This is a genomic window from Pseudomonas sp. KCJK9000 (assembly GCF_046230725.1).
In the GTDB taxonomy this organism is placed as follows: domain Bacteria; phylum Pseudomonadota; class Gammaproteobacteria; order Pseudomonadales; family Pseudomonadaceae; genus Aquipseudomonas; species Aquipseudomonas promysalinigenes.
The window spans coordinates 42,974-67,362 of the sequence record NZ_JBJJLN010000016.1; the positions used below are offsets into that span (position 1 = coordinate 42,974).

Below are 24,389 nucleotides of genomic sequence, written 5' to 3' on the forward strand. Positions count from 1 at the left end.
CACAGCACGGACCCATCAAAAACAAAACAACAGGGGATGGTCATGAAGCAGCGGGTGATGACGCAGGCCAGGCGTGGTGCCTGGCCGTCGGCGGCCGGCGCAATGCTGGCGCTGGTACTGGGAATATGGGCCGACAGCGCGCAGGCCGCTGCTGCCGATGAATACTCCACCGAATCCGTCAAGGCCAGCCAGAGCCTGCTGATTGGCGCGACCCATGCCGGCAAGCGCCTTGTGGTGGTCGGTGATCGTGGCCACATTCTGTTTTCCGATGACCAAGGCATCACCTGGACCCAGGCCCGGGTGCCCACCCGGCAATTGCTCACCGCCGTGTTCTTCCTCGACGACAAGCGCGGCTGGGCGGTGGGTCACGATGCGCAGATTCTTGCCAGCAGCGACGGCGGCGCTACTTGGACCAAGCAATTCGAAGACCTGGCCCGCGAAGCGCCTCTGCTCGATGTCACCTTCCTCGATGCACAGCATGGTTTTGCCGTGGGCGCCTATGGCGCGCTGCTGGAAACCCGCGACGGCGGCCAGCACTGGCAGGACATCGCCGAGCGCCTGGACAACCCCGACCAGTTGCACCTCAATGGCATCGCCCGCGTGCGCGATGCTGGCCTGTTCATCGTCGGTGAGCAGGGCGGTATGTATCGCTCCAGCGACGAAGGGCAGAGCTGGACCAAGGTGCAGGGCCCTTATGAAGGCTCGCTGTTCGGCGTGATAGGCACCGCCAAGGCGCAGACGCTGCTGGCTTACGGGCTACGCGGCAATCTGTTCCGCTCAAGCGACTTCGGTGACAGTTGGCAGCCGATCGCCCTCAAGGTCGCCCGTGGCGAGCTCGAATTCGGCCTGGCAGGCGCTACGCTTGTCGAGGATGGCAGCCTGGTACTGGTCGGCAACGGCGGCAGCGTGCTGCGCAGCATCGATGACGGGCAGACGTTCAGTGTCTACAACCGCAGCGACCGCATCGCGCTGGCCGGTGTCACTGGCCTGGCCGACGGCGGCCTGTTGCTGGTGGGGCAGGGTGGCGTACATCTGGCCAGTGCCGACGGTGCGCAGCCTGCGGCTAAGCAGGTGCGCCCATGACCAGCAGGGAGAGCATCACCATGCACCCGCATCATCAGGACAAGGCGACTCTGCTAGAACGCCTGATCTTCAACAACCGCCCGGTGGTCATCGCCCTGTGCCTGCTGGTGAGCATTTTCCTGTTCTGGCAAGCCACGCAGATCCGCCCCTCGACCAGTTTCGAGAAAATGATCCCGCTGCAGCATCCATTCATCGAACAGATGATGGCCCACCGCAGCGACCTGGCCAACTTGGGCAACACCGTGCGTATCTCGGTCGAGGCGGTCAACGGCGACATCTTCGACAAGGACTACATGGAAACCCTTCGCCAGATCCATGACGAGGTTTTCTACATTCCAGGCGTCGATCGCGCCGGGCTCAAGTCGCTTTGGAGCCCGAGCGTGCGCTGGAGCGAGGTGACAGAAGAAGGGTTTTCAGGCGGTGAGGTGATCCCCAATACCTATGATGGGTCACAGCAGAGCCTGGATACCCTGCGCGACAACGTGCTCAAATCTGGCCAGGTTGGGCGCCTGGTGGGTAACAACTTCAAGTCCAGCATCGTCGACGTGCCGCTGCTTGAAAGCTTCCCTGACCCCAACGACCCCGGCAAGCAGGTCAAACTCGACTACCAGCAGTTCTCGCACCAACTTGAAGAAAAGATCCGCGACAAGTTCCAGGCGCAGAACCCCAACGTCAAGATCCACATCATTGGCTTTGCCAAGAAGGTCGGTGACCTGATCGACGGCCTGGTGATGGTGGCGATGTTCTTCGGCATCGCGCTGGTGATTACCTGGGTGCTGCTCTACTGGTTTACCTGGTGCATCCGCAGCACCATCGCCGTCCTCATCACCACCCTGGTGGCAGTGGTCTGGCAACTGGGCCTGATGCATGCGGTCGGCTTCGGCCTGGACCCTTACTCGATGCTGGTGCCGTTCCTGATCTTCGCGATCGGTATTTCCCACGGTGTGCAGAAGATCAATGGCATCGCCTTGCAATCCAGTGATGCGGACAATGCCTTGACCGCCGCCCGGCGCACCTTCCGCCAGTTGTTCCTGCCTGGGATGATTGCCATTCTTGCCGACGCCGTCGGGTTCATCACCCTGCTGATCATCGACATCGGGGTGATCCGCGAGTTGGCCATCGGCGCGTCCATCGGGGTGGCGGTGATCGTGTTCACCAACCTGATCTTGCTCCCGGTAGCGATTTCCTATGTTGGCATCAGCAAGAAGGCCATCGAGCGCAGCAAGAAGGACGCTACCCGCGAGCACCCGTTCTGGCGCCTGTTGGCGAACTTCGCCAGCGCCAAGGTGGCTCCAGTGTCGATCGTTCTGGCCTTGATCGCGTTCGCAGGTGGCCTGTGGTACAGCCAGAACCTGAAGATCGGCGACCTCGACCAGGGCGCGCCAGAACTGCGCCCGGACTCGCGCTACAACCAGGACAACAACTTCATCATCAGTAACTATTCAACCAGCTCCGATGTGCTGGTGATCATGGTCAAGACCCCGGCTGAAAGCTGCTCGGTCTACTCGACCATGGCGCCGATCGACGAGTTGATGTGGACCATGCAGAACACCCCAGGCGTGCAGTCGGCGATCTCCTTGGTAACCGTTTCCAAACAGGTGATCAAGGGCATGAACGAGGGCAGCCTGAAATGGGAAACCCTGTCGCGCAACCCGGACATCCTCAACAACTCCATCGCCCGCGCTGACGGCCTGTACAACGCCGACTGTTCGTTGGCACCGGTGCTGGTGTTCCTCAACGACCACAAAGCCGAAACCCTGGAACGGGTGACAGCCGTGGCCAAGGCGTTCGCCGACAGCCATGACAAAGAGGGCCTGCAGTTCCTCCTGGCGGCAGGTAATGCCGGTATCGAGGCGGCCACCAACGAGGTCATCAAGTCGGCCGAGCTGACCATCCTGATCCTGGTTTATCTGTGCGTGGCGGCGATGTGCATGATCACCTTCCGCTCGTTTGCTGCAACACTCTGCATCGTGCTACCGCTGGTACTGACGTCGGTGCTGGGGAACGCCTTGATGGCATTCATGGGCATTGGCGTGAAGGTCGCTACCTTGCCGGTGGTGGCCCTGGGCGTGGGCATCGGCGTGGACTACGGCATCTACATCTACAGCCGGCTGGAAAGCTTCCTGCGTGCCGGGCTGCCGTTGCAGGAAGCCTACTATCAGACCCTGCGCTCGACGGGTAAGGCCGTGTTGTTCACCGGCCTGTGCCTGGCGATCGGCGTGTGCACCTGGATCTTCTCGGCCATCAAGTTCCAGGCCGACATGGGCCTGATGCTGACCTTCATGCTGCTGTGGAACATGTTCGGTGCGCTATGGCTGCTGCCAGCACTGGCGCGGTTCCTGATCAAGCCTGAGAAAATGGCAGGTAAGCAGGGCGGTTCGATCTTCGCCCATTGATGCATCACCGGGGGGCCGCAATGCGGCCCTCAGGTTATACTGCTGGCTCATTTCTCTACGGTACTCCCATGTCCCCCCTCGCTACCGCCCTCACTTGCTGCGACATGCTCCTGATCGATGGCCTGCATGCCTTCGAGTTCACCTGCGACGAATCGGGCCTTTCCATCGAATGCATGGACGGCCGCCAGCACCGCCGCTGGTCGTTCACCCCGGAGCAGGTCGCGGCCGCTGTAGGCGAAGGTGATCAATGGCAACTCAGCGATGCCCAGGGCGAGCATCGTCTAGTCTGTATGAGTGCCTTTCGCGCCCCGGATGAAGACGATGATGAACCGGACCTGGACCAGCCTGCTGACCGCTAGCCTGATGAGCCTGACAATCACCGCCAATGCTGCCACCTTGCTCGTGGGCAGCTACACAGACGGCCAGAGCCAAGGCATCTATCGCTATGCCTTCGATCCCAAGACCGGCCAGATTGCCTCGCCGCCGCTACAGGTCGTTGACAGCGTAAGCCCGTCCTGGCTGGTGCTCTCAGCGGACCATCGCCAGCTGTTTGCTGTCAACGAAACGCCTGACGGCAAGGTTTCCAGCTTCAGTATCGCTGCCGACGGGCAGATCAAGTTGCTGAACCAGGTGAGCAGCCGGGGCGATGAGCCAACCCACGCCAGCCTCAGCCGCGACCAGCGCTATCTGTTCGTCGCGAACTACGCCGTCGCCCCCGACCCCGGTGGCAGTTTGGTGGTTATCCCGGTGGCCAAGGACGGCAAGCTCCAGGACGGTATACAGCAATTGCGCCATGCACCCAGCGGCGTCAACCCTGAGCGCCAGGCCGGCGGGCACGTTCACTCGCTGGTACTGTCGCCGGACGGCCAACATGTGTATGCCTGCGACCTTGGGGCCGACAAGGTGTTCATTTACCGCTATGACGGCGCCAGCCCCGACCAGCCGCTGAGTGCGGCGGTGCCGGCGTCGGTCGACTTGCCGCCTGGCAGTGGGCCGCGGCACCTGCTGTTCGATGCCAAGGGCCGGCATGCCTACCTGACGCTGGAGATGAGCGGCGAGGTGGTAATGTTCGACGTCAAGGACGCCGTGCTGCAGGCGCGTCAGCGCCTGCCGCTTACCGATCAGCAGGATGCCGCCGCCAAGGCTTCCGGCGGGCTGCACTTGTCGGCCGATGGGCGTTTTCTCTACGTGAGCAACCGCGGCACAGCGAATGAGATCGTGGTGTTCAGCGTAAACAAGGACGACGGTCAGCTGACGTTGCTGCAGCGCCATTCGGTGCAAGGCGATCACCCGCGGGAGTTTGCATTGGACCCCAGCGGCAACTACCTGCTGGTGGCCAACCAGAAAAGTAACCAGATCGTGGTCATGCGCCGTGACCTGCGCAGCGGCATGCTCGGCGAGACGGTGCAGACCTTCGCGCAGGATGCGCCATCGGATCTCAAGTTCGTCGAGTAACCATCGATAGCGGTGATAAACCTTAGCAGTGCAATGAATTTCTGCAGCGGATCTGGGCGGCGTACGTTTGACCCAAGGCCCAAGTGGCTCAACGTCAAACTCTATAAGTCGAGGTCCGCCACCATGAACTTCAATCTGTTCCCCGTCATCGCCGCATCGGCCATTTCTGCTTCTGTGGTGTTGCCAGCCCATGCCCATGCCGACGGCATCAAGGCAACGGCAACCCACAGTTACACCCAGCAGTACCTGCGCCAAAGCGCTACCTTCTATGCCGCTTTGAGTGGCAAGCACAGCCACTGATCTGGCCTGCGGGTAAACCCGCATCAGCAGGAACCAAGCTGCAGCAGAGCAGGTTCTAGCGAGCCATCACTGACGTGAACAGCTGCGAAGCCAACCACCCCGCCAGCCAGCTGCGCACACGCGGATAAGCCGCCTCGGCGAACCACTGCGGTTCGACCCCGGCAAACTGGCGCACCAGCGGAAGCAGGGCGGCGTCGGCCAGGCTTGGATGATCGGCCAGCAAATACGGCCGGCCCTCGAGCAACTGTTCAAGCTCCGCCAGCCAATACTCCCCCTGCTGGCGGTAGTGCTCGCGGGTATGCTCAGGGTAACGCTCGGCATATTTGTACAGGTTCACCTGTGCCTTGAACGTGCTGTCGTTACGGGCTATCAGGGCTTGGGCATGCTGTGCGGCAGCGGGGTCGGCCAACAGGCGCCAGTCCTGTGGATCGTGCTGCTCGAGCGCCCAGCGCATGATGTCCAGGCTCTCATCCAGTACACCTGCCCCAGTATCGAGCACCGGCACCGTGCCCTTGGGCGACAGAGCCAGCAGTGCTGCAGGCTTGTTTTTCATCGCCACCTCGATTACCTGCACCGTGCAGCCTGCGTAGCGTAGCGCCAGGCGTGCACGCATCGCCCAGGGGCAGCGGCGGAATGAATAGAGGATCATCCGCACACCTGCACATCGCTCAACCCATTGCCCTGGCGGCGCACCTGGATCTGCACTGGGATCCGTTCGTGCATTTCCTGTACGTGGGAGATGACCGCGACCTTGCGTCCCTGTGCCTGCAAACCGTCAAGGGCATCCATGGCCAGTTGCAGCGACTCGGGGTCCAGGCTACCAAACCCTTCATCGATGAACAGCGATTCAATGCGCAAGGTGCTCGAGGCCATCGAGGCTAGGCCCAGGGCCAATGCCAGCGAAACCAGGAATGTTTCACCGCCAGACAGTGAGTGCACCGAGCGCAGTTCATCGCCCATTTCGGTATCCAGCACCAGCAGACCCAGGGCGCTGCCACCACGCTTGAGCCGATAACGACGCGCCAATTGGCGCAATTGGGCATTGGCGTGGTGCAACAGCAAGTCGAGGTTGTAGCCTTGGGCGATTTTGCGGAACACATCGCCTGAGGCCGAGCCGATCAGCGCGTTGAGCCGGGCCCAACGCTGCCACTGGGTGTAAGCCTGCTCGATTTCTGCCGCCAGCACCTGGCTCGCCTGCTGGCGGCGTTGGTCATCGGCTTGCTGCGCGCGCAGTTCGGCGCAGAGCTGTTCATGCTCGGCCAGGCGTTGGCGTATCGAGCCCAGGGCGAGCTCAAGCTCTTCGACGGTCGCCTGCACACTCATCTGCGCCGCGTGCTGCTCTAGCCGTTGCGCCCGCTCCTGAAGCAATACGCGGCTCTGTTCGAGAGTTTTCTCGGCCAGTTGCAGGCGCTGGCGTAGCTCGCTCAACTGGCCTTCGTCGATGGCTAGCAGGCGATCGAGCCCAGCGTCGTCGAGCTCTGGGTGCGCTGCGCGCCACTGGCTGATATCGCCTTGCAGCTGCTGGCATTCATCGTTCAGCGCCTGCTGTTGCTGGGCGGTGGCCTTCAGCTCACTTGCCAGTTGCACGCCCTGTGTGCGCAGTTCCTGAAGGCGCTGGGTGGTTTCTGCATCGGCGGCGCGGGCTTGTTCGAGCTGGCTGTCCAGATGCTGTTGCCAGGCTTCGGCGCTGGCGTGCTCGGCCAGCAACTCGGTCAAGGCGGCCTGGGCCTGCTGGTTTTGCGTGTCGAGTTCGGCGAGCTGCTGCTGCGCCTGCGCCAGCGCCTGAATGCGCAGCTGTTGCTGGTCGCGCAGTTTGTCCAACTGTTGCTGGCGCGCCTGCAGCTCGCCTTGTTCGTCCTTGCGCTGCTCCAGTTGCTGCAGGCGTTGGGAGATCTGCTGGTCGAGGGCCATGAAAGCGTTGGCTGGGTCATCGCCCAAGGCCTTGAGCACATCGCCTGGCAGCACACCTGCCAGGTCATCGAGCCCTTGTTGCAGCAGCCGTTCATCGCTGGCCATTGCCTGGTGCTGTTGGTCCAGATAACGCTGGGCCTGCTGTTGGGCCTGCTCGGCTACCTGCAATTGTTGGTTCAGGCGGGCGGCATCTTTTTGCAGGGCGAGCAGGGTGCTTTGACGTTTCTCGTCCTTGCCGATTTCCTCCTCCAGGCGTCGTAACTGGCTGTCGAGCCAGGCGCTGCGGGCCTTGTCGGCTTGCGGCGCGAGCGCGGGCCAGAGGCTATGGGCTTGCAATTGTGCCAGCAGTGGCTGCAACTGCTCGCTGATGGTCTGCTGCTGTTGCTGATGGTCCTTGAGCTGGGCGTTCACCACACCGAGTTGAGTGCGCAGCTCAACCAGTTTGCCGTTGAGGGTTTCGACCTGCTTTTGCGCGGCGTCCTCTTCAGCCTGATCATGGCGACCGAGGCTTTGCAGCAGTGCGTCGGGCTGGTGAAACGGATGATCGGCACTGCCGCACACTGGGCAGGGCTCGCCATCGCGCAGTTGGCCGCGCAGTTCTTCGACGCTGGTGTTGCGTGCCAGTCGCTGGCGTTGCAGCAACTGACGGGTAAGATCGAGCGCCTGTTCGGCCGCTTCGAGCTCAGCCTTGGCCGCGGTCCCTTCGCCAATGAGCTGCTGGCGCTGTTGCATGGCTTGCTGCTGACGTTCACGCACGGCATCCAGCTGTTGGCGCAGTTCCTGTTCACGGCCATGTAGGCGTGATAGCTCCTCGACGGCGCGTTGTTGCTTGCGGTTGTCCTGCAGCATGTTGCCGAGCAGGTCGATCTGTTCGGCCAGTGCTTGGGGTTCAGCCTTGGCTTCGCGGAACAACAGCTCGAGCTGCTCACGTTCAGCTTGCAGGTGTGCGTTGGCCTGACTGGCTTGAGCCTGCAGGGCCGGTAGCTCCTCGCGGCCCTTGGCCAGGCGGCCGCCAATCAACATCACTTGCTTGAGTTGTGGCAGGTAGGCCTGCCAGGCATTGGCCAGGCCAGCCAGATGCTGGCTGTCGACCAGGGCGGCGTCGATCATCGCCAACTGTTGTTCGCAACGCTGCTGCTGTTGCTCGGTTTGCAGCAGGTGCTGCTGCCCGTCGGCCACCTGCTGTTCGGCAAGCTGACAGGCAGTTTGCTGCTCGAGCTGCTGCTGGCCGAGGCGGGCCAAGGTGTCTTGGCCTGCGAACGCCTGGCGTAGGCGCGGCGCACTTTCGCTGTGCAGGGCCTGGCTGTGGGCCAAGGCTTCACGGGCGGCTATTTGCGCCTGCTCCAACGCCGCGGTGTGTGTCTGCAGCTCCAATTGCTGGCGTTGCTGTTCGGTGAGCTGCTCGGCCAGCGGGGCCAGTTGCAGGCGCAGCATCTGCTGGCGGTGGAATTGATGCCGCTGCGGCGCCAGGCGCTCGAGGCGCTGCAAGTCCATGCGCTGGTCGGCCAGTTGCTGCCAGCTTTGCTCGGCAGCTTGCAGGCTGGCCTGGGCTTGGGCGTGCTGAGTGTTCAGCTGACGTTGTTCAGCGAGCCAGTTGCGCTGCTGCTCCAGCTGACGCTCACCGGCCTGGTCGGCCTTAAACTGCTGCAACGCCTGCTCCAGGCGCTGGTCGAGCTCAGCGCGCGCTTGAGCGGCCATCGGCAGCAGATGGCTGGCGCGCTCTTTGAGGGCATTGTGGGTTTCGGCGGTTTCCCGGGCCTTGCTGAACGCACGCTGGCCCAAACGGGTATAGATGGAGGTGTTGGTGAGCTTTTCCAAAAGCTCGCTGCGCTCTTTGTCATCGGCCTTGAGGAACGCGCCGAACTCGCTCTGGGCCAGCATCACCGCACGGGTGAACTGCTCGAAATTCAGGCCCAGGCGGGCTTCGATCAATTGCTTGTATTCGCTCTTGCCGCTGCCCAGCACCTGTTCGCTGTCGAGGTCATACAGGCTCTGGCGGCTGAGCTGGAGCTTGCCGTTGGCCTTGTCGCGGGCGCGGTTGGCTTCCCAGCGCGCACGGTAGCGATGGCCATCGATGCCGATGAAATCAACTTCGGCAAAGCCGCTACCGGTCCCGCGACGCAGGAGGTTGCGCGGGTCCGATGTAGGGATCTCGCCTTCGCCGTCCGGTACCTTCGCTTCACGGGCGATATCGTTCAGGCGCGGCACGGTGCCGAACAAGGCCAGGCACAAGGCATCGAGCAGGGTGCTCTTGCCGGCGCCGGTCGGCCCGGTGATGGCGAACAGGCCGGCACTGGCCAAGGGCTCGGTGGTGAAATCGATGTCGACTGGGCCGGCCAGGGAGGCCAGGTTCTTCAGGCGGATGGCGAGAATCTTCATGGCTGTTCCTCTTGCAACTGAACGTCCTGCAACAGCAGAGCGAAGTCGGCCAGGGCCTGCTCGTCGGCGGGGCTGCCATAGGCCTGCTCCCAGGCGCGGCTGAACAGGTCCTGTGGGGTCATCTGCGCCAGCTCGACGAACACCTGGTCATCGTCTTCTGCAGGGCCTTTGCCTGCATATTCGGTACTGATGCGGACCAGCCTAACGGCCTTGCCATGCAGGGCGCCCTCAATTTGCTGGCGCAGGTCGGGCTGCGGTTCATCCAGCCTTACCCGCACTTCCAGCCACGGCTGGCGGTTGGGGTCATCGAGCAGGTCGATCACTGGCAACTCGGCCAGTTGTTCCAGCAATTCGCCCAGCGGCGCCGGGCCGACCCGCTGCAGGGCCACGGCGCGGGGTACCGGGCGAGCTTCGACGCTGACCAGTTCGCTGCCTTGGAACTCGACTTCAAGCACTTGGTGCGGGTAGCTGATTTCGGCGAACGACAATGGGATCGGCGAGCCACTGTAACGGATACGGTCTTCGCGGTTGACCTTCTGCGGCTTGTGCAGATGGCCGAGTGCGACGTAGCTGATCGATTTATCGAACAACTTGGCCGGCAGGGCCTCGGCGTTGCCGATGATCAGGCTGCGCTCGGAGTCCTCCGACACGGCTGCACCTGCCATGTGCGCATGGCTGATGGCGATCAGGGCTTGGTCTTTCTTGCGTTTCTTCTGCGCCGCCCCGATCAGCTGTTGATGCACCTGGGTAATGCCTTGCAGGTAGTCGTCGCCCAACTGCGGGCCAGTGACTTCAGCCGGGCGCAGAAAGGGCAGGGCCAGGCACCAGGCAGCGACCTTGCCGCGGCTGTTGGTGAGCGGGATCAGCAGGCGGTCGGCATCGAGCTGGCCTTCGTCGAGCCATTGCACCCGGCCCAGCGCGTGGGTGCGTAGGCGGCGCATGAGGGCGGCGGGCAGCTCGATGCGCGAGCCCGAATCGTGGTTGCCGGCGATCATGACGATCTGCAGCTTGGGCTGCTGCTCGTGGGCCTGGACGATGAAGTCATAGAGCCGTTCCTGGGCTTTGACCGGAGGGTTGACCGTGTCGAAGATGTCCCCGGCGATCAGCAGCGCGTCCGGCTGGCGAAGGTGCAGCTGGCCGAGCAGCCAGTCAAGGAAGCAGGCGTGTTCGAAGTCGCGTTCCTGGCCGTGCAGGCTTTGGCCAAGGTGCCAGTCGGAGGTGTGAAACAGACGCATGGATGACCTGTCGATGTCGAGTCAGCAAGCCGGGGCTTGGCGTGAATGGTGGGCTTTGCGCAGCCGGGTATGGTAACCCAAGGCCGGGCGGCGCTCGATCTCACAGGCGCTGAAAATCCCAAGGCGTGCACCTCTGCGCCACACCCCTCACTTGGGATAAAGCGGCGGTAAGCTCCCACCGTCACCCGCCGGCAACAATACCTGCTCAGCCGGCGGAATCGTCCTGATCGCGCGCCACAGATCCTCACCCTGCCAGTACTGGCCACTTTCGCTGTACAACGCCCCGTTCAACCCATCCAGCGCATCGGACAGCGGCACGAAGCGCGCAGCCATCTCGGCCAATGTTTCAGGCTGCTGCCGCGCCCAGGCATCCAGGGCCTGGCGGGTAGCCTGCGGGTCGTTGGCCTGGGATGCGCGTTTCAGGTCGTCCAGCAAGGTGCGAGGGCTCGGGCCGTTCTGCGCAGCACGTAATACCGCCGGTTGCGAGCGGGCGCGCCACCAAAGAGCGAACCCCATGAGCGTGGTCAGGGCGAACACCAAAGTCGCCAGCTGCCACGGCCAGATCAGGTGGCTGGCTGCGTTGTTATCCGCGACCGGGGTGTCGGCGCTCAGTGCCGGGTTATCCTGCACATCCAGAGTACGCGCTGGCAGGCTGCTGTGCTCAAGGTGGTCTTCACGCGTGTTCCACCAGGTGATTTCCAGGGCTGGCAGGGCCAGTTTGCCGCTGTGGGTCGGCACCAGCGCTTCACGTTCCTCGCGGTTGGCAGTCATGCCCCGTTCGCTGATCTCGTTGCGTAGCAGCGGTTGGTCCGGATAGCGGCGCAAGCCGACGATTTCGGTGGCCGGCAACTGTGGCAGCTGGGTGCTGGACAAGCCCTGCGCGCGCAAGGTGATACTACGGGTCAGCGAGTCGCCAATCTGCGGTGGCTGGTTGGCTGGGTCGGGATTCCAGTGTTCTTCCAAGGTCAGCTCGCGTGCCGGTAGCCATGGTGCACTGGCAGGCCAGGCGCTGGGGATCGGGCGAACACTAAGGTGCAGTGGCAGTGAGCTGACCTGCACTTGGCGGCCAGCGCGGGTAGTGCCAGCCGGCTGCTCGCCGTTGTCGGCGGCGGTGGCGGTGAAGGTCAGCGGGGGGATATCCAGGCTACCGCTTTGCTGGGGATACACGGCGTAGCGGGTTTCGATCACCCCGTGGCGTATGCCGTTGATTTCTTTCTCGTAGGTGCGCGACTCCCCCAACGGTTCCACCTTGGCGTTGTCCAGCTGCAGCGGGCTCAAGGTGCTGTCATCGTACAGCGACACCGAATGGTAAATGCGCAACGTCAGCACGGCCTGGGCCTGGACGTAGACCTCATCGCTGTCCAAGGTGGCTTCGATGAAGACTTGCGAGGCGGTTTCGGGGCGGCTGGCGTCGGCTTGCACCACCTGCACATCGATGGGCTGGCTCTGCGACTGGCCCAGTTGCAGCTCAGGGATTCGCAGGCTGCCGCTGCGCTTTGGCAGCAAGGTGATGATCCAGCGGGTGCTGGCCCGGGTTTCACCATCCAGCGTATGCAGGCTGTTCAACTGGCGTGTGCCACGCACTTCGAAGTCGTCTTCCAGCGCGTGCAGGTCGGGCTTGCCGAACTGGGTCACATCTTGGCTTTCCAGGGTCAGCTCAAGGGTTTCGCCAGCCTCCAGGCGCGTGCGGTCAACACTAGCCTGCAGCGTAGGAAGGGCATGGGCCATGACGGCCCAAAACAGACTCAGAACAAAGACGCCGAAGCGACTCATCGTGTTTTTTCCTGATGCAATTGCTGTTCATACCAGAACTTGCGCCGCAGCAGCTCCGCCGGATTGTCGGGGATCTCGCGCAGCCATTGTTCCAGGGCCTGGCGCTGTTCGGCATCGAGGTTGCTCGAGTCCGGGCGCTGGGGGGGCTGGGTGACACTGTCGTCATCGCCGCCCTGGTTGCCAGGGGCTGCCTGGCTGTCGTTGTTGCCGTCACCGGCATGCTCGGTTGCGGCTTGTTCTTCGTTGCCTGGCGTGCCTTGTGCGGGGTTACTGGCCGAGCTGCTGTTGCCTTCAGTTTCGCTGCCAGGGGTGCTCTGCGCATCGCTGTTGGCAGGTTGATCTTGCGCCTGGCCCTCGCGTTGCTGCAGCAACTGTTGCACCAGTGCCTGATTGGCCAGCGCCGGCTGCAGGTCGGGCTGCCGCTCCAGGGCCTGTTCGTAGGCATCCAAAGCAGCCTCCAACTCGCCGCTGCGGGCCAGGGCATTGCCTCGATTGTAGTGGTCGGCAGCGCTATCGCCCTGAGCGAAAGCCTCGGCGGCGCCGGCGAAGTCACCGGCCTGGTACAGCGCCATGCCACGCCATTGCGGGTCCCGGAAGTGCTGTGCGGCCTCGGCAGGGCGTTGCTTGTTCAGCAGCTGTTGGCCCTGCTGGTCGGGGCGCAGCCACAAATCGTTGAACTCCAAAGCCTGGCTGGGCTGTGGCAGGGCCAGCAGCAGCGGCAGACAGAACAGCCAGCCGCGCCGTCCGGCGCAGGCGGCCAGTAGCAGCAAGGGCAGCAACAGCCAGTGGCCCTGGTCGGCCCAGCTGTCCAGTTGCAGGGTCTGGTCAGCATCGCGCAATTGCCGCGGATTGTCGAACAGCCCCAGGCCGCGCAGGTCGAGGTCATCAATACGGGCGTGCCGGTAGCGCCCGCCGGTGCCATTGATGAAACCTTTGAGGCTGGCGCTGTCGAGCCGCGGCACGAGGATGCCACCCTGGTCATCCTTGAGGAATTCTCCGTTGGGCTGACGCACCGGTGCGCCGTCGCGTGTGCCGATGCCCAGCATCAGCAGGCTTGGACCCTGACGGCCTAGAGCCTGGGTGATGCCTTGGCGCTCGGCTGCGCTGAGCGCCGAGCCCACCAGCAACAGGCGACCCTGACCCAGGCCGCTCTGGGCCAGCAGTGCCAGGCCTTTCTGTACGGCCAAATCGGCGCGCTGCCCGGGTTTGGGCATGATCGATGGGTCGATGGCCTCCAGCAGGTTGCGCGTGGTGCTCAGGTCATCCGACAGCGGCACCAGGGTGTGTGCGCTGCCGGCATAGACCACCAGCGCGGTCTGGCTATCGTTGCGATGTTCGAGCAGATCGAGGATCTTGCGCCGGGCCTGTTCCAGACGGTTGGGGGTCACATCCTCGGCAAGCATCTGCGGGGTCAGTTCGAGCAGAATCACCAGCGGATCGGCCGGGCGCTGACGGGTTTCTTCCAGGCGCTGCCAACTCGGGCCCAGCAGGGCTAGCACCACCAGCAGCCAGGCCAAGCCCAGGGCCACCCAAGGTAGCTTGCTGTTACTGCCGCTGCCGCCGCCGAGCAGTACCGGCTGGAACGCCACTGGCAGAATCATCTGCCAGCGCCCGGCGCGTTTGCGCCGGTGCCATAGCTTGAACAACAGCCAGCCGAGCAGAGGGACTACCAGCAGCCAGAGGGGGCGCAGCCATTGTGGCCATAGATCGATCATCGCCGTTTCCTCAGGCGCAAGCGTTTCAAGCGTTGCCGCCATTCTGGATGGGGCTGCAGGAAGCGCGGTCTGCGCAGCACCTTGTGCAACCAGTTATCGGGCCACTGCACTGCCATCACCAACAACACGCTGAGCAGCAAAGCCAAGGCCAGGGGCCAGGCATACAGCGCTTTGGCCGTGCGCGCCTGGGTCGGTTGCTGGGCCACAGGCTCGAGCTGGTCGAGGGTGTCACCGATGGCGTTCAGCTCAGCGCCATCATGGGCACGGAAGTAGGCGCCATGGGTGATGTCGGCAATTTCCTTGAGCGAGGCTTCGTCCAGGTCCAGGCTCGGGTTCAGGCCAAGCAGGCCAGGGGTGCCGCTGGCTTGCGGGTTGGCGCCGATGCCGATGGTATAGATTCTTACTCCTTCCTGGGCTGCCAGGCGGGCGGCGGTCAATGGGTGGATCTGCCCGCCGTTGTTGGCACCATCGGTCACCAGTACCAGCACCCGGCTTTGTGCCGGGCGTTGGCGCAGGCGTTTGACCGCCAAGCCGATAGCGTCGCCGATGGCGGTGTTCTTCCCGGCGATGCCGATTTGCGCCTGGTCCAGGAAGGTCCGCACCGTGCGGCGGTCGAAGGTCAGTGGAGCTTGCAGGTAGGCCTGGCTGCCGAACAGGATCAGCCCCACCCGATCGCCTTCGCGATCTTGCATAAAATCGCCCAACAGTGCCTTAACCAGGTCGAGCCGGCTTACGTCTTCGCCTTTGAACTGCATGTCGGGGAAGTCCATCGAACCGGAGACGTCCACCGCAACCAGCAGATCACGGCCACTGGCCGCCACCGGCACGGGCTCGCCGAGCCACTGCGGGCGGGCCGCGGCCAACAATAGCAACAGCCAGATCACCATGTACGGCGCCTGTTGGCGCAGGGTTGGCAAGTTCAGGCGGGCGCGGCGACCGGCCAGCCCTTCCAGCTCGTTGAGGAAGCCAACCTTGAGCACCGGCTCGCCACTGTCAGCGGCAGGCAGTAACAGGCGTAACACCCAGGGTAGCGGCAGCAACAGGAAGATCCACGGCCAGGCCAGTTCAAACATGTTTGCGGATCCAGGTTTCCACCGCCTGGCTGAGCCCGGCGATGGCTTTGTCATCGAGCTTGCACTCAGGCTTGTAGGCGCCTTCGACCAGCACCATCCAGCGGGTCAGGCCGGCAGCCGGGCAGCGGTTGTCGAGAAAGGCCAGCCACTGCCGGCCGTTCAAGGTATGGCTGTTGGCGCCAGGGTAGTGGTTGCGGCACAGGCGCTTGAGCAAGGCGTTGATCTGTTGCAGCCAGGCGCCGGCCGGTGCGCCGTCGTAGGGGCGAGGCAGGCGCGCGAGTTCGGCCAAGGCCTCCACCCGCACCGGGTCGAGCGGCAATTCGGCGCGCACCACCGGGCGTTTGCCCGGCCGCCAGCGGCGCAACCGCCACAGTCCCCAGCCCAGCAGCGGCAGTAGCGCAAGTAACAACCACCAACCCGGCGCGGGCGGCCAAAGGCTGATCGCTGGCGGCGCGATCAGGGGCTGCAACTGGTCCAGCGGGTTCATTGGTCACTTCCTGGGCGCTGAGCGTTCAGGTACGCGCGCAATTGCTCGATCATCTCACTCTGGGTACTCAGCGGCATCAACACCACACGAAGTTTCTGCGCCATCAGCTCCCACCGCTCGATCCGCGCTTCAGCCTGCTGACGGTAAGCCTGGCGCAGGTTTGGGTCCAGGGTGTCGAGCTCAAGCTGTGCGCCACGCTGGGCAAAGCGCAGCAGGCCGGCAGCGGGCAGGGCATGGTCCAGAGGGTCGGACACTGGCATCAACAGCAGGTCGCAGTGGCGCGAAAGCATGGCCAGGTGCTGTTCGGCCTGGGCACTGAGCGAGCGTTCGTCGCAGATGACGATGGCCAGGCTGCCGGGGCGCAGCACTTCGCGGGCCCGGCGCAAGGCCAGGCCAAGGCTGTCGGCCTGGGGCGCAGCTTCGGTATGCAGTGCCTGGTTGACCTTGGCCAGGCGGTTAAGCAGCTGCAGCAGGCTCTGCTTGCTGCGCCGAGGCTTGATCTCGTGATGGTCGCTATCGCCGAACACCAGGCCGCCGATGCGGTCGTTGTGACCCAGCGCAGCCCAGCCGAACAACGCTGCCGCTTCGGCGGCAAGCACAGACTTGAACATCAGCCCCGAGCCAAAGAACAGGCGCTGGCTCTGTTCCACGAGGATGAAGATCGGCCGCTCGCGTTCTTCGTGAAACAGCTTGGTGTGCGGTTCCTGAGTGCGCGCAGTGACGCGCCAGTCGATGTTGCGCACATCGTCACCGGCCTGGTAGACGCGCACCTGGTCGAAGTCGACGCCGCGCCCGCGTAGCTTGGAGTGGTGCAACCCCACCAGCGGGCTGCGCTGGCCAGGGCGGGAAAACAACTGAATCTCACGCACCCGGTGGCGCATGTCGATCAGTTCGGCAAGGCCGATGCGTATGCCGGGTTCGGCCTGCTGCGTGGTGGGCATGGGTCAGGCGACGGCCACGACGTCGAGGATGCGCTGGACCACGCGGTCCTGGTCCACCCCTGCCGCCTCAGCTTCGAACGAGAGGATGATGCGGTGGCGTAGCACATCGAACAGCACCGCCTGAATATCCTCTGGGCTGACGAAGTCGCGCCCGGCCAGCCAGGCGTGGGCGCGGGCGCAGCGGTCAAGGGCGATCGAGCCGCGGGGGCTTGCGCCATAGGCGATCCAGTCGGCCAGCTCGGTGTCGAACTTGGCCGGGGTGCGGGTAGCCATGACCAGCTGGACCAGGTACTCCTCCACCGCGTCTGCCATGTAAAGGCCGAGGATTTCCTTGCGCGCGGCGAAGATTGCCTGCTGACTGACCCGGCGCTCAGGTTTCACTTCCCCGCCCAGTGCTTCACCACGGGCCTGGGCGAGAATGCGACGCTCCACGGCAGCGTCGGGGAAGCCGATTTTCACATGCATCAGGAAACGGTCGAGTTGGGCTTCGGGCAGCGGGTAGGTGCCTTCCTGCTCGATCGGGTTCTGGGTGGCCATGACCAAGAACAGCGGGGAAAGATCATAGGTGCTGCGGCCCACGCTGACCTGGCGCTCTGCCATGGCTTCGAGCAGTGCCGACTGGACCTTGGCCGGGGCGCGGTTGATTTCGTCGGCAAGCACCAGGTTGTGGAATATGGGGCCTTGCTGGAATACGAAGCTGCCGGTTTCCGGGCGATAGATTTCAGTCCCGGTGATGTCGGCCGGCAGCAGGTCCGGGGTGAACTGTATGCGGTGGAACTGTGCCTCGATGCCTTCGGCCAGCTCTTTGATGGCTTTGGTCTTGGCCAGGCCAGGGGCACCCTCGACCAACATGTGGCCGTCGGCCAACAGCACGATCAACAGCCGCTCGACCAGTTTCTCCTGGCCTAGGATCTGTGAGGAAAGAAAGGTGCGTAGCGCGATCAGCGCTTCACGGTGTTCCATCGGCGGCGGTTCCTGGGTTCGCGCCAGGTCGCGCACGACCTGGCAGGGGGTGATACTTTAATCTATCCAGGGGGGCGCCGACCAATGGCGGCCGGGAATTTTATCGCTGCCAAGTGGGCTGGGCACCCGGCAGGCGTGGGCAGGTGCTCAGAGTTCGCTGACCAAGCTGCCGGTGCCATCGAGAATGTTGCGCAGGGTCAGCGCCACTTCTTCCAGGTCAGTCCCTGTCGAGGTCAGCACGATCTCCAGCGTGTCATCCCCTTTGAGCGCATCACGGTCCCCGGCGGCCACCTCGATCAGCAGGCGTTGCGCGCTCAAGGTCACCTTCAGCCCGTCGAGGGTCGACGGCTCGTCATCCAAAGTCAGGTCGACGGTGTCTTCGTCAGGGTAGCGAGTCAGCAGAAACATCTGCCCCTTGTCGCTGTGGCAGCACAAGGTCGCCATGTTGTCTTCCTCGTCATCGCAAGGGGTGGCGAACAGCAAGGCGGTGTGGATTTGCATTAGGACGACTCGGGTCAAGGGGATTGAGCGGGAATTCTGACAGCCTTGCACGCATCCATAAACGTAAATTGCCAGCCCTTGACCGAAATTGTCGCAGCCTCGCAAGCGGTAATGACCGCTCAGTCGTTAAGCTTCGCCAAGCCCGAACGTGGATGGCACGTTCGATGTCTGGTTTTTTGCGTCCGGCTTGCCACGGGTTGGCTATGGTTGATCGGTACAAGGCGGACGTGCACGACGCTACAACCAATACAAAGCCCAAGCGGAGTACCACAGATGGCGTTTTTCACCGCAGCCAGCAAAGCCGACTTCCAGCATCAACTGAAAGCGGCCCTGGCGCAGCACATCAGCGAACAGTCCCTGCCACAAGTGGCGCTGTTCGCCGACCAGTTCTTCGGCATCATCTCCATGGACGAGCTTACCCAGCGCCGGCTCTCGGACCTGGCCGGTTGCACCCTGTCGGCATGGCGCATCATCGAGCGCTTCGACCCACAACAGCCGCAGGTGCGGGTGTACAACCCCGACTACGAACGCAATGGCTGGCAGTCCACCCACACTGTTGTGGAGGTACTGCACCACGACTTGCCGTTCCTGGTGGACTCGGTGCGTACCGAGCTCAATCGCCGCGGCTACAGCATTCATACCCTGCAGACTACGGTGCTGAGCGTGCGCCGGGGCGCCAATGGCGAGTTGCTCGAGCTGCTGCCCAAGGGCACCCAGGGTGAGGGCGTAGGCCACGAATCGCTGATGTACTTGGAGATCGACCGCTGCGCCAACGCTGCCGAACTCAGCGTGCTGGCCCGCGAGATCGAGCAGGTGCTGGCCGAAGTGCGCGTGGCGGTCGCTGATTTCGAACCGATGAAAGCCAAGCTGCGTGACGTCGTTGCCCAGGTGGAAAACACCGCCTATGGCCCCGCCCAGCACGAGAAGGGCGAGGTCAAGGCATTCCTTGAATGGCTGCTGGACAACCATTTCACCTTCCTCGGCTATGAAGAATTCACCGTCCAGGCTGACAGCTCCGGCGGCCAGATGGTTTACGACGAGCAATCGTTCCTGGGCCTGCCGCGTCGTTTGCGCGTGGGCCTTACGGCTGAAGAGCTGCGCATCGAAGACTATGCGGTGGCCTATCTCAACGAGCCGTTGCTGCTGTCTTTCGCCAAGGCCGCGCTGCCCAGCCGTGTACATCGCCCTGCTTACCCGGATTATGTGTCGATTCGCCAGTTGGGCGAGGACGGCAAGGTCATCAAGGAACACCGCTTCATGGGCCTGTATACCTCGTCGGTGTACGGCGAGAGTGTGCATGCCATCCCGTACATTCGCGTCAAGGTCGCCGAGGTGGAGCGCCGCTCAGGTTTCGATCCCAAGGCGCACCTTGGCAAAGAGCTAGCCCAGGTGCTGGAGGTGCTGCCGCGCGACGATCTGTTCCAGACCCCGATCGACGAGCTGTTCAACACCGTGATGTCGATCGTGCAGATCCAGGAGCGCAACAAGATCCGCGTGTTCCTGCGCAAAGACCCTTATGGCCGCTTCTGCTACTGCCTGGCTTACGTGCCCCGAGAGATCTACTCCACCGAGGTGCGGCAGAAAATCCAGCAAGTGCTGATGGAGCGCCTTAAGGCCAGCGACTGCGAGTTCTGGACGTTCTTCTCCGAATCGGTGCTGGCCCGTGTGCAGTTGATTCTTCGGGTCGACCCAAAGAACCGCATCGATATCGATCCGCAACAGCTGGAAAACGAAGTGATTCAGGCCTGCCGCTCGTGGCAGGACGATTACTCGGCGCTGGTGGTGGAAAACTTTGGCGAAGCTCAGGGCACCAACATCCTCGCGGACTTCCCCAAAGGCTTCCCCGCAGGCTACCGCGAGCGCTTCCCGGCCCATTCGGCCGTAGTCGACCTGCAGCATGTGCTCGCGTTGTCGCAGAGCAAGCCACTGGCGATGAGCTTCTATCAGCCGCTCACGCGCCTGGGTGAACGCCTGCTGCACTGCAAGCTGTATCACGCCGATACACCGCTGGCGCTGTCGGATGTTCTGCCGATTCTGGAAAACCTCGGCCTGCGGGTGCTCGGCGAGTTTCCCTACCGCCTGCGCCACGCCAACGGGCGTGAGTACTGGATCCACGACTTCGCGTTCACCTACAGCGAAGGCCTGAGCCTGGATATCCAGCAGCTCAACGACGTTCTGCAGGATGCTTTCGTCCACATCGTCAACGGCGATGCCGAAAACGATGCGTTCAACCGCCTGGTGCTCACCGCCGGCCTGCCATGGCGTGACGTAGCTCTGCTGCGCGCCTATGCCCGCTATCTCAAGCAGATCCGCCTGGGCTTCGACCTCGGCTACATCGCCAGCACCCTGAACAACCATACCGATATCGCTCGTGAGCTGACGCGGTTGTTCAAGACTCGCTTCTATCTGGCGCGCAAGCTGACCGTCGATGACCTGGACGATAAGCAACAGCGCTTGGAGCAGGCGATTCTCTCGGCTCTGGACGAGGTGCAGGTACTCAACGAAGACCGCATCCTGCGCCGCTACCTCGACCTGATCAAAGCCACACTGCGTACCAACTTCTATCAGCCCGATGCCAACGGCCAGAGCAAGTCGTACTTCAGCTTCAAGTTCAACCCGCGGCTGATCCCTGAACTGCCCAAACCGGTGCCGAAGTTCGAGATATTCGTTTATTCGCCACGGGTCGAGGGCGTGCACCTACGCTTTGGCAACGTCGCCCGTGGCGGCCTGCGCTGGTCGGATCGTGAGGAAGACTTCCGCACTGAAGTCCTGGGCCTGGTCAAAGCCCAGCAAGTGAAGAACTCGGTCATCGTCCCGGTGGGTGCCAAGGGCGGGTTCCTGCCGCGCAGGCTGCCGTTGGGTGGTACCCGCGACGAGATCGCCGCCGAGGGCGTGGCCTGCTATCGCATTTTCATCAGCGGCCTGCTGGATATCACCGACAACCTCAAGGATGGAGGCGTGGTGCCGCCGGCCAACGTGGTACGCCACGATGATGACGATCCGTACCTGGTGGTGGCCGCCGACAAGGGCACTGCGACCTTCTCCGACATCGCCAACGGTATCGCCATCGATTACGGCTTCTGGCTGGGTGATGCTTTCGCATCCGGCGGTTCGGCCGGGTATGACCACAAAAAGATGGGTATCACCGCGCGCGGTGCCTGGGTGGGTGTGCAGCGTCACTTCCGTGAACGCGGTATTAACGTGCAGCAGGATCCGATTACCGTAATCGGCGTCGGCGACATGGCCGGTGACGTGTTCGGCAACGGTCTGTTGATGTCTGACAAGCTGCAGTTGGTGGCAGCGTTCAACCATCTGCATATCTTCATCGACCCGAACCCGGACCCAGCTACCAGCTTTGCCGAGCGCAAACGCCTGTTCGACCTGCCGCGTTCGGCCTGGACCGACTACGACACCAGCATCATGTCCGAAGGCGGGGGGATCTTCCCACGCAGCGCCAAGAGTATCGCCATCAGCCCGCAGATGAAGGAGCGCTTCGCCATCGAGGCGGATCGGCTGACTCCGACCGAGTTGCTGCATGCCCTGCTCAAGGCACCGGTGGACCTGCTGTGGAACGGTGGTATCGGCACCTACGTCAAGGCCAGCAGCGAGAGCCATGCCGATGTTGGCGACAAGGCCAACGACGCGTTGCGGGTCAATGGCAACGAACTGCGTTGCAAGGTGGTAGGCGAGGGCGGCAACCTCGGCATGACCCAGCTTGGGCGTGTCGAATTCGGCCTCAATGGCGGGGCTACCAATACCGACTTCATCGATAACGCCGGTGGCGTGGACTGCTCCGACCACGAGGTCAACATCAAGATCCTGCTCAATGAAGTGGTGCAGGGTGGCGACATGACCGAGAAGCAGCGTAACCAGCTGCTGGGCAGCATGACCGAGGAAGTGGGCAGCCTGGTGCTGGGCAACAACTACAAACAAACGCAGGCCCTGTCCCTGGCAGCGCGCCGCGCCCGCGAACGGATCGCCGAATACAAGCGCCTAATGGCTGACCTGGAAAGCCGTGGCAAACTGGACCGGGCCATCGAGTTTCTGCCTTCCGAAGAGCAATTGGCCGAGCGCCTGGCCGCAGGCCATGGCCTGACCCGGGCCGAGCTGTCGGTATTGATTTCGTACAGCAAGATCGACCTCAAGGAGCAGTTGCTCAAGTCGCTGGTGCCGGACGACGACTACCTGACCCGTGACATGGAAACCGCTTTCCCGCCGTCGCTGGTCAGCAAGTTCGCCGACGCCATGCGTCGTCACCGCCTCAAGCGTGAAATCGTCAGCACCCAGATCGCCAACGACCTGGTCAACAACATGGGCATCACCTTCGTCCAGCGTTTGAAGGAGTCCACCGGCATGAGCCCGGCCAACGTTGCCGGGGCCTATGTGATCGTGCGCGACATCTTCCACCTGCCGCACTGGTTCCGCCAGATCGAGGCGCTGGACTATCAGGTGCCGGCAGATATCCAGCTGACCTTGATGGACGAGCTGATGCGCCTGGGCCGCCGTGCTACCCGCTGGTTCCTGCGTAGCCGGCGCAACGAGCAGGATGCAGGGCGCGACACTGCGCACTTCGGGCCAAAGATCGCCCAGCTGGGGCTCAAACTCGACGAGCTGCTCGAAGGGCCGACCCGCGAGCGCTGGATGGTGCGCTACCAGAGCTTTGTCGACGCCGGTGTACCCGAGCTGCTGGCGCGCATGGTTGCAGGCACCACCCACCTGTACACCCTGCTGCCGATCATCGAAGCCTCGGATGTGACCGGCCATGACCCGGCTCAGGTAGCCAAGGCCTTCTTCGCCGTGGGTAGTGCACTGGACCTGACCTGGTACTTGCAGGAAATCAGCAACCTGCCGGTGGAAAACAACTGGCAGGCCCTTGCCCGCGAGGCATTCCGCGACGATATCGACCTGCAGCAGCGAGCGATCACCATTTCCGTGCTGCAAATGGCCGATGCCCCGCAAGACATGGACGCACGGGTGGCGCTGTGGGCCGAGCAGCATCGGGTGATGGTCGAGCGCTGGCGTGCCATGCTCGACGACCTGCGCAATGCCACGGGTAACGACTATGCGATGTACGCGGTGGCCAACCGCGAGCTGGTCGACCTGGCAATGAGTGGGCAGGCGGCGGCGGTGCCGTCCTAAAACAAAGCCCCGGCAGTGATGCCGGGGCTTTTTTTTATTGCTATAGCGCCTCTTTGGCAGGCTTACTTGAACCTGCGCTCCACACCTTTTTCCACCAGAATTTTCGCCGAAATCTCTTCCACCGAAAAATGCGTGGAATTGATGTTGGGGATGTTCTCACGGCGGAACAGGCTCTCCACCTCGCGTACCTCGAATTCGCACTGGGCAAAGCTTGAATAGCGGCTGTTGGGCTTGCGCTCGTGGCGGATGGCGGTCAGGCGGTCGGGGTCGATGGTCAGCCCGAACAGCTTGTGATGGTACTTCTTCAATACCGCCGGCAGTTGCAGGCGCTCCATGTCGTCTTCGGTCAGCGGATAGTTCGCTGCGCGGATACCGAACTGCATAGCCATGTACAGGCAGGTCGGGGTCTTGCCACAGCGTGACACGCCCACCAGGATGAGGTCGGCTTTGTCGTAATAGTGAGTGCGTGCGCCGTCGTCGTTATCCAGGGCGAAGTTCACCGCTTCGATGCGCTCCATGTAATTGGAGTTGCCGCCGATTGAGTGGGATTTGCCCACCGAATACGACGAATGGGCAGTCAATTCCTGCTCGAGCGGGGATAAAAACGTCGAAAAGATGTCGATCATGAACCCGTTCGACGTCGCCAGGATCTCGCGGATGTCCTGATTGACGATGGTGTCGAAGATGATCGGGCGCATGCCGTCACGCTCAGCCGCCGTGTTGATTTGCTGCACCATCGCACGGGCTTTGTCGGGGCTATCGATGTACGGGCGGGTAAATTTATTGAAAGGAATGCTCTCGAATTGAGCGAGTAGGCTCTGGCCCAGGGTTTCGGCTGTGATGCCGGTGCCATCGGAGATGAAGAACGCGGTTCGTTTCATTTGCGATCTGGGCCTTAAGCTGATGTCGTTTCTTGGATATGATAAGTTCGGTTTGCCGAATGCGGCTGTCGGCATTCTGCCATATTTTGCGAATCTATTTTCCAGGTACAGGCCACCAGCGTCCGGCCAAGTCACAGCGGCAGGCGGGCGCCCCAGC

Annotated in this window: 17 protein-coding genes; 6 read left to right on the plus strand and 11 right to left on the minus strand. The window is 62.8% G+C overall.

The window, feature by feature from the left end:
- Positions 1–57 precede the first annotated feature (57 nt).
- From ACK59H_RS09820 to ACK59H_RS09840, 5 genes are all read left to right on the plus strand, one after another.
- The gene (locus ACK59H_RS09820; RefSeq protein WP_371326764.1) at positions 58–1,083 is read left to right on the plus strand and encodes a WD40/YVTN/BNR-like repeat-containing protein; all 1,026 of its coding nucleotides are present in this window, start codon (positions 58–60) and stop codon (positions 1,081–1,083) included.
- 20 nt (positions 1,084–1,103) lie between these two features.
- Positions 1,104–3,479: an RND family transporter gene (locus ACK59H_RS09825; RefSeq protein ID WP_186476898.1), complete on the plus strand. Its 2,376-nt coding sequence runs from the start codon at positions 1,104–1,106 to the stop codon at positions 3,477–3,479.
- 68 nt (positions 3,480–3,547) lie between these two features.
- The gene (locus tag ACK59H_RS09830) at positions 3,548–3,838 is read left to right on the plus strand and encodes a DUF5629 family protein (RefSeq protein ID WP_060477746.1); all 291 of its coding nucleotides are present in this window, start codon (positions 3,548–3,550) and stop codon (positions 3,836–3,838) included.
- Positions 3,804–4,934 (plus strand): lactonase family protein, encoded by a 1,131-nt coding sequence (locus ACK59H_RS09835; RefSeq protein WP_196375128.1) that lies wholly within the window; start codon positions 3,804–3,806, stop codon positions 4,932–4,934. The genes ACK59H_RS09830 and ACK59H_RS09835 overlap by 35 nt, the downstream gene beginning before the upstream one ends.
- Before the next feature lie 123 nt (positions 4,935–5,057).
- Positions 5,058–5,234, plus strand: coding sequence for a hypothetical protein (locus tag ACK59H_RS09840; RefSeq protein WP_196375126.1), 177 nt, complete (start codon positions 5,058–5,060; stop codon positions 5,232–5,234).
- A gap of 55 nt (positions 5,235–5,289) precedes the next feature.
- Here ACK59H_RS09840 and ACK59H_RS09845 read toward each other — a convergent pair whose 3' ends face one another.
- From ACK59H_RS09845 to ACK59H_RS09890, 10 genes are all read right to left on the minus strand, one after another.
- Positions 5,290–5,883, minus strand: coding sequence for a glutathione S-transferase (locus ACK59H_RS09845; RefSeq protein WP_060477744.1), 594 nt, complete (start codon positions 5,881–5,883; stop codon positions 5,290–5,292).
- On the minus strand, positions 5,880–9,524 hold the full coding sequence (locus ACK59H_RS09850; protein ID WP_060477743.1) for an AAA family ATPase: 3,645 nt from the start codon (positions 9,522–9,524) through the stop codon (positions 5,880–5,882). Before ACK59H_RS09850 ends, ACK59H_RS09845 begins: the two co-directional genes overlap by 4 nt.
- On the minus strand, positions 9,521–10,759 hold the full coding sequence (locus ACK59H_RS09855; RefSeq protein ID WP_060477742.1) for an exonuclease SbcCD subunit D C-terminal domain-containing protein: 1,239 nt from the start codon (positions 10,757–10,759) through the stop codon (positions 9,521–9,523). Before ACK59H_RS09855 ends, ACK59H_RS09850 begins: the two co-directional genes overlap by 4 nt.
- Positions 10,760–10,906: 147 nt before the next feature.
- A complete protein-coding gene (locus tag ACK59H_RS09860) occupies positions 10,907–12,532 on the minus strand; it encodes a BatD family protein (protein WP_060477741.1) in 1,626 nt (541 codons plus the stop codon).
- Positions 12,529–14,247, minus strand: a complete 1,719-nt coding sequence (locus ACK59H_RS09865; RefSeq protein WP_060477740.1) for a tetratricopeptide repeat protein — start codon at positions 14,245–14,247, stop codon at positions 12,529–12,531. Before ACK59H_RS09865 ends, ACK59H_RS09860 begins: the two co-directional genes overlap by 4 nt.
- Positions 14,244–15,320 (minus strand): VWA domain-containing protein, encoded by a 1,077-nt coding sequence (locus tag ACK59H_RS09870; protein ID WP_060477739.1) that lies wholly within the window; start codon positions 15,318–15,320, stop codon positions 14,244–14,246. The genes ACK59H_RS09865 and ACK59H_RS09870 overlap by 4 nt, the downstream gene beginning before the upstream one ends.
- Entirely contained in the window at positions 15,313–15,807 is a 495-nt protein-coding gene (locus ACK59H_RS09875) for a DUF4381 domain-containing protein (RefSeq protein WP_060477738.1), read from the minus strand. The genes ACK59H_RS09870 and ACK59H_RS09875 overlap by 8 nt, the downstream gene beginning before the upstream one ends.
- Complete coding sequence (locus tag ACK59H_RS09880; protein WP_060477737.1) at positions 15,804–16,748, minus strand: DUF58 domain-containing protein; 945 nt, start codon at positions 16,746–16,748, stop codon at positions 15,804–15,806. Before ACK59H_RS09880 ends, ACK59H_RS09875 begins: the two co-directional genes overlap by 4 nt.
- A gap of 3 nt (positions 16,749–16,751) precedes the next feature.
- Positions 16,752–17,711, minus strand: coding sequence for a MoxR family ATPase (locus ACK59H_RS09885; RefSeq protein WP_060477736.1), 960 nt, complete (start codon positions 17,709–17,711; stop codon positions 16,752–16,754).
- Positions 17,712–17,858: 147 nt separating this feature from the next.
- Positions 17,859–18,212: a hypothetical protein gene (locus ACK59H_RS09890; RefSeq protein ID WP_060477735.1), complete on the minus strand. Its 354-nt coding sequence runs from the start codon at positions 18,210–18,212 to the stop codon at positions 17,859–17,861.
- Positions 18,213–18,485: 273 nt separating this feature from the next.
- Between ACK59H_RS09890 and ACK59H_RS09895 the strand changes: the two genes are divergently transcribed.
- Positions 18,486–23,351: an NAD-glutamate dehydrogenase gene (locus ACK59H_RS09895; protein ID WP_060477734.1), complete on the plus strand. Its 4,866-nt coding sequence runs from the start codon at positions 18,486–18,488 to the stop codon at positions 23,349–23,351.
- Positions 23,352–23,413: 62 nt separating this feature from the next.
- On the opposite strand, the gene ACK59H_RS09900 is transcribed toward ACK59H_RS09895, so the two are convergent.
- Positions 23,414–24,232 carry a pyruvate, water dikinase regulatory protein gene (locus ACK59H_RS09900; protein ID WP_060477733.1) on the minus strand — a complete coding sequence of 273 codons (819 nt, stop codon included), beginning with the start codon at positions 24,230–24,232 and terminating at the stop codon, positions 23,414–23,416.
- Positions 24,233–24,389: the final 157 nt, after the last annotated feature.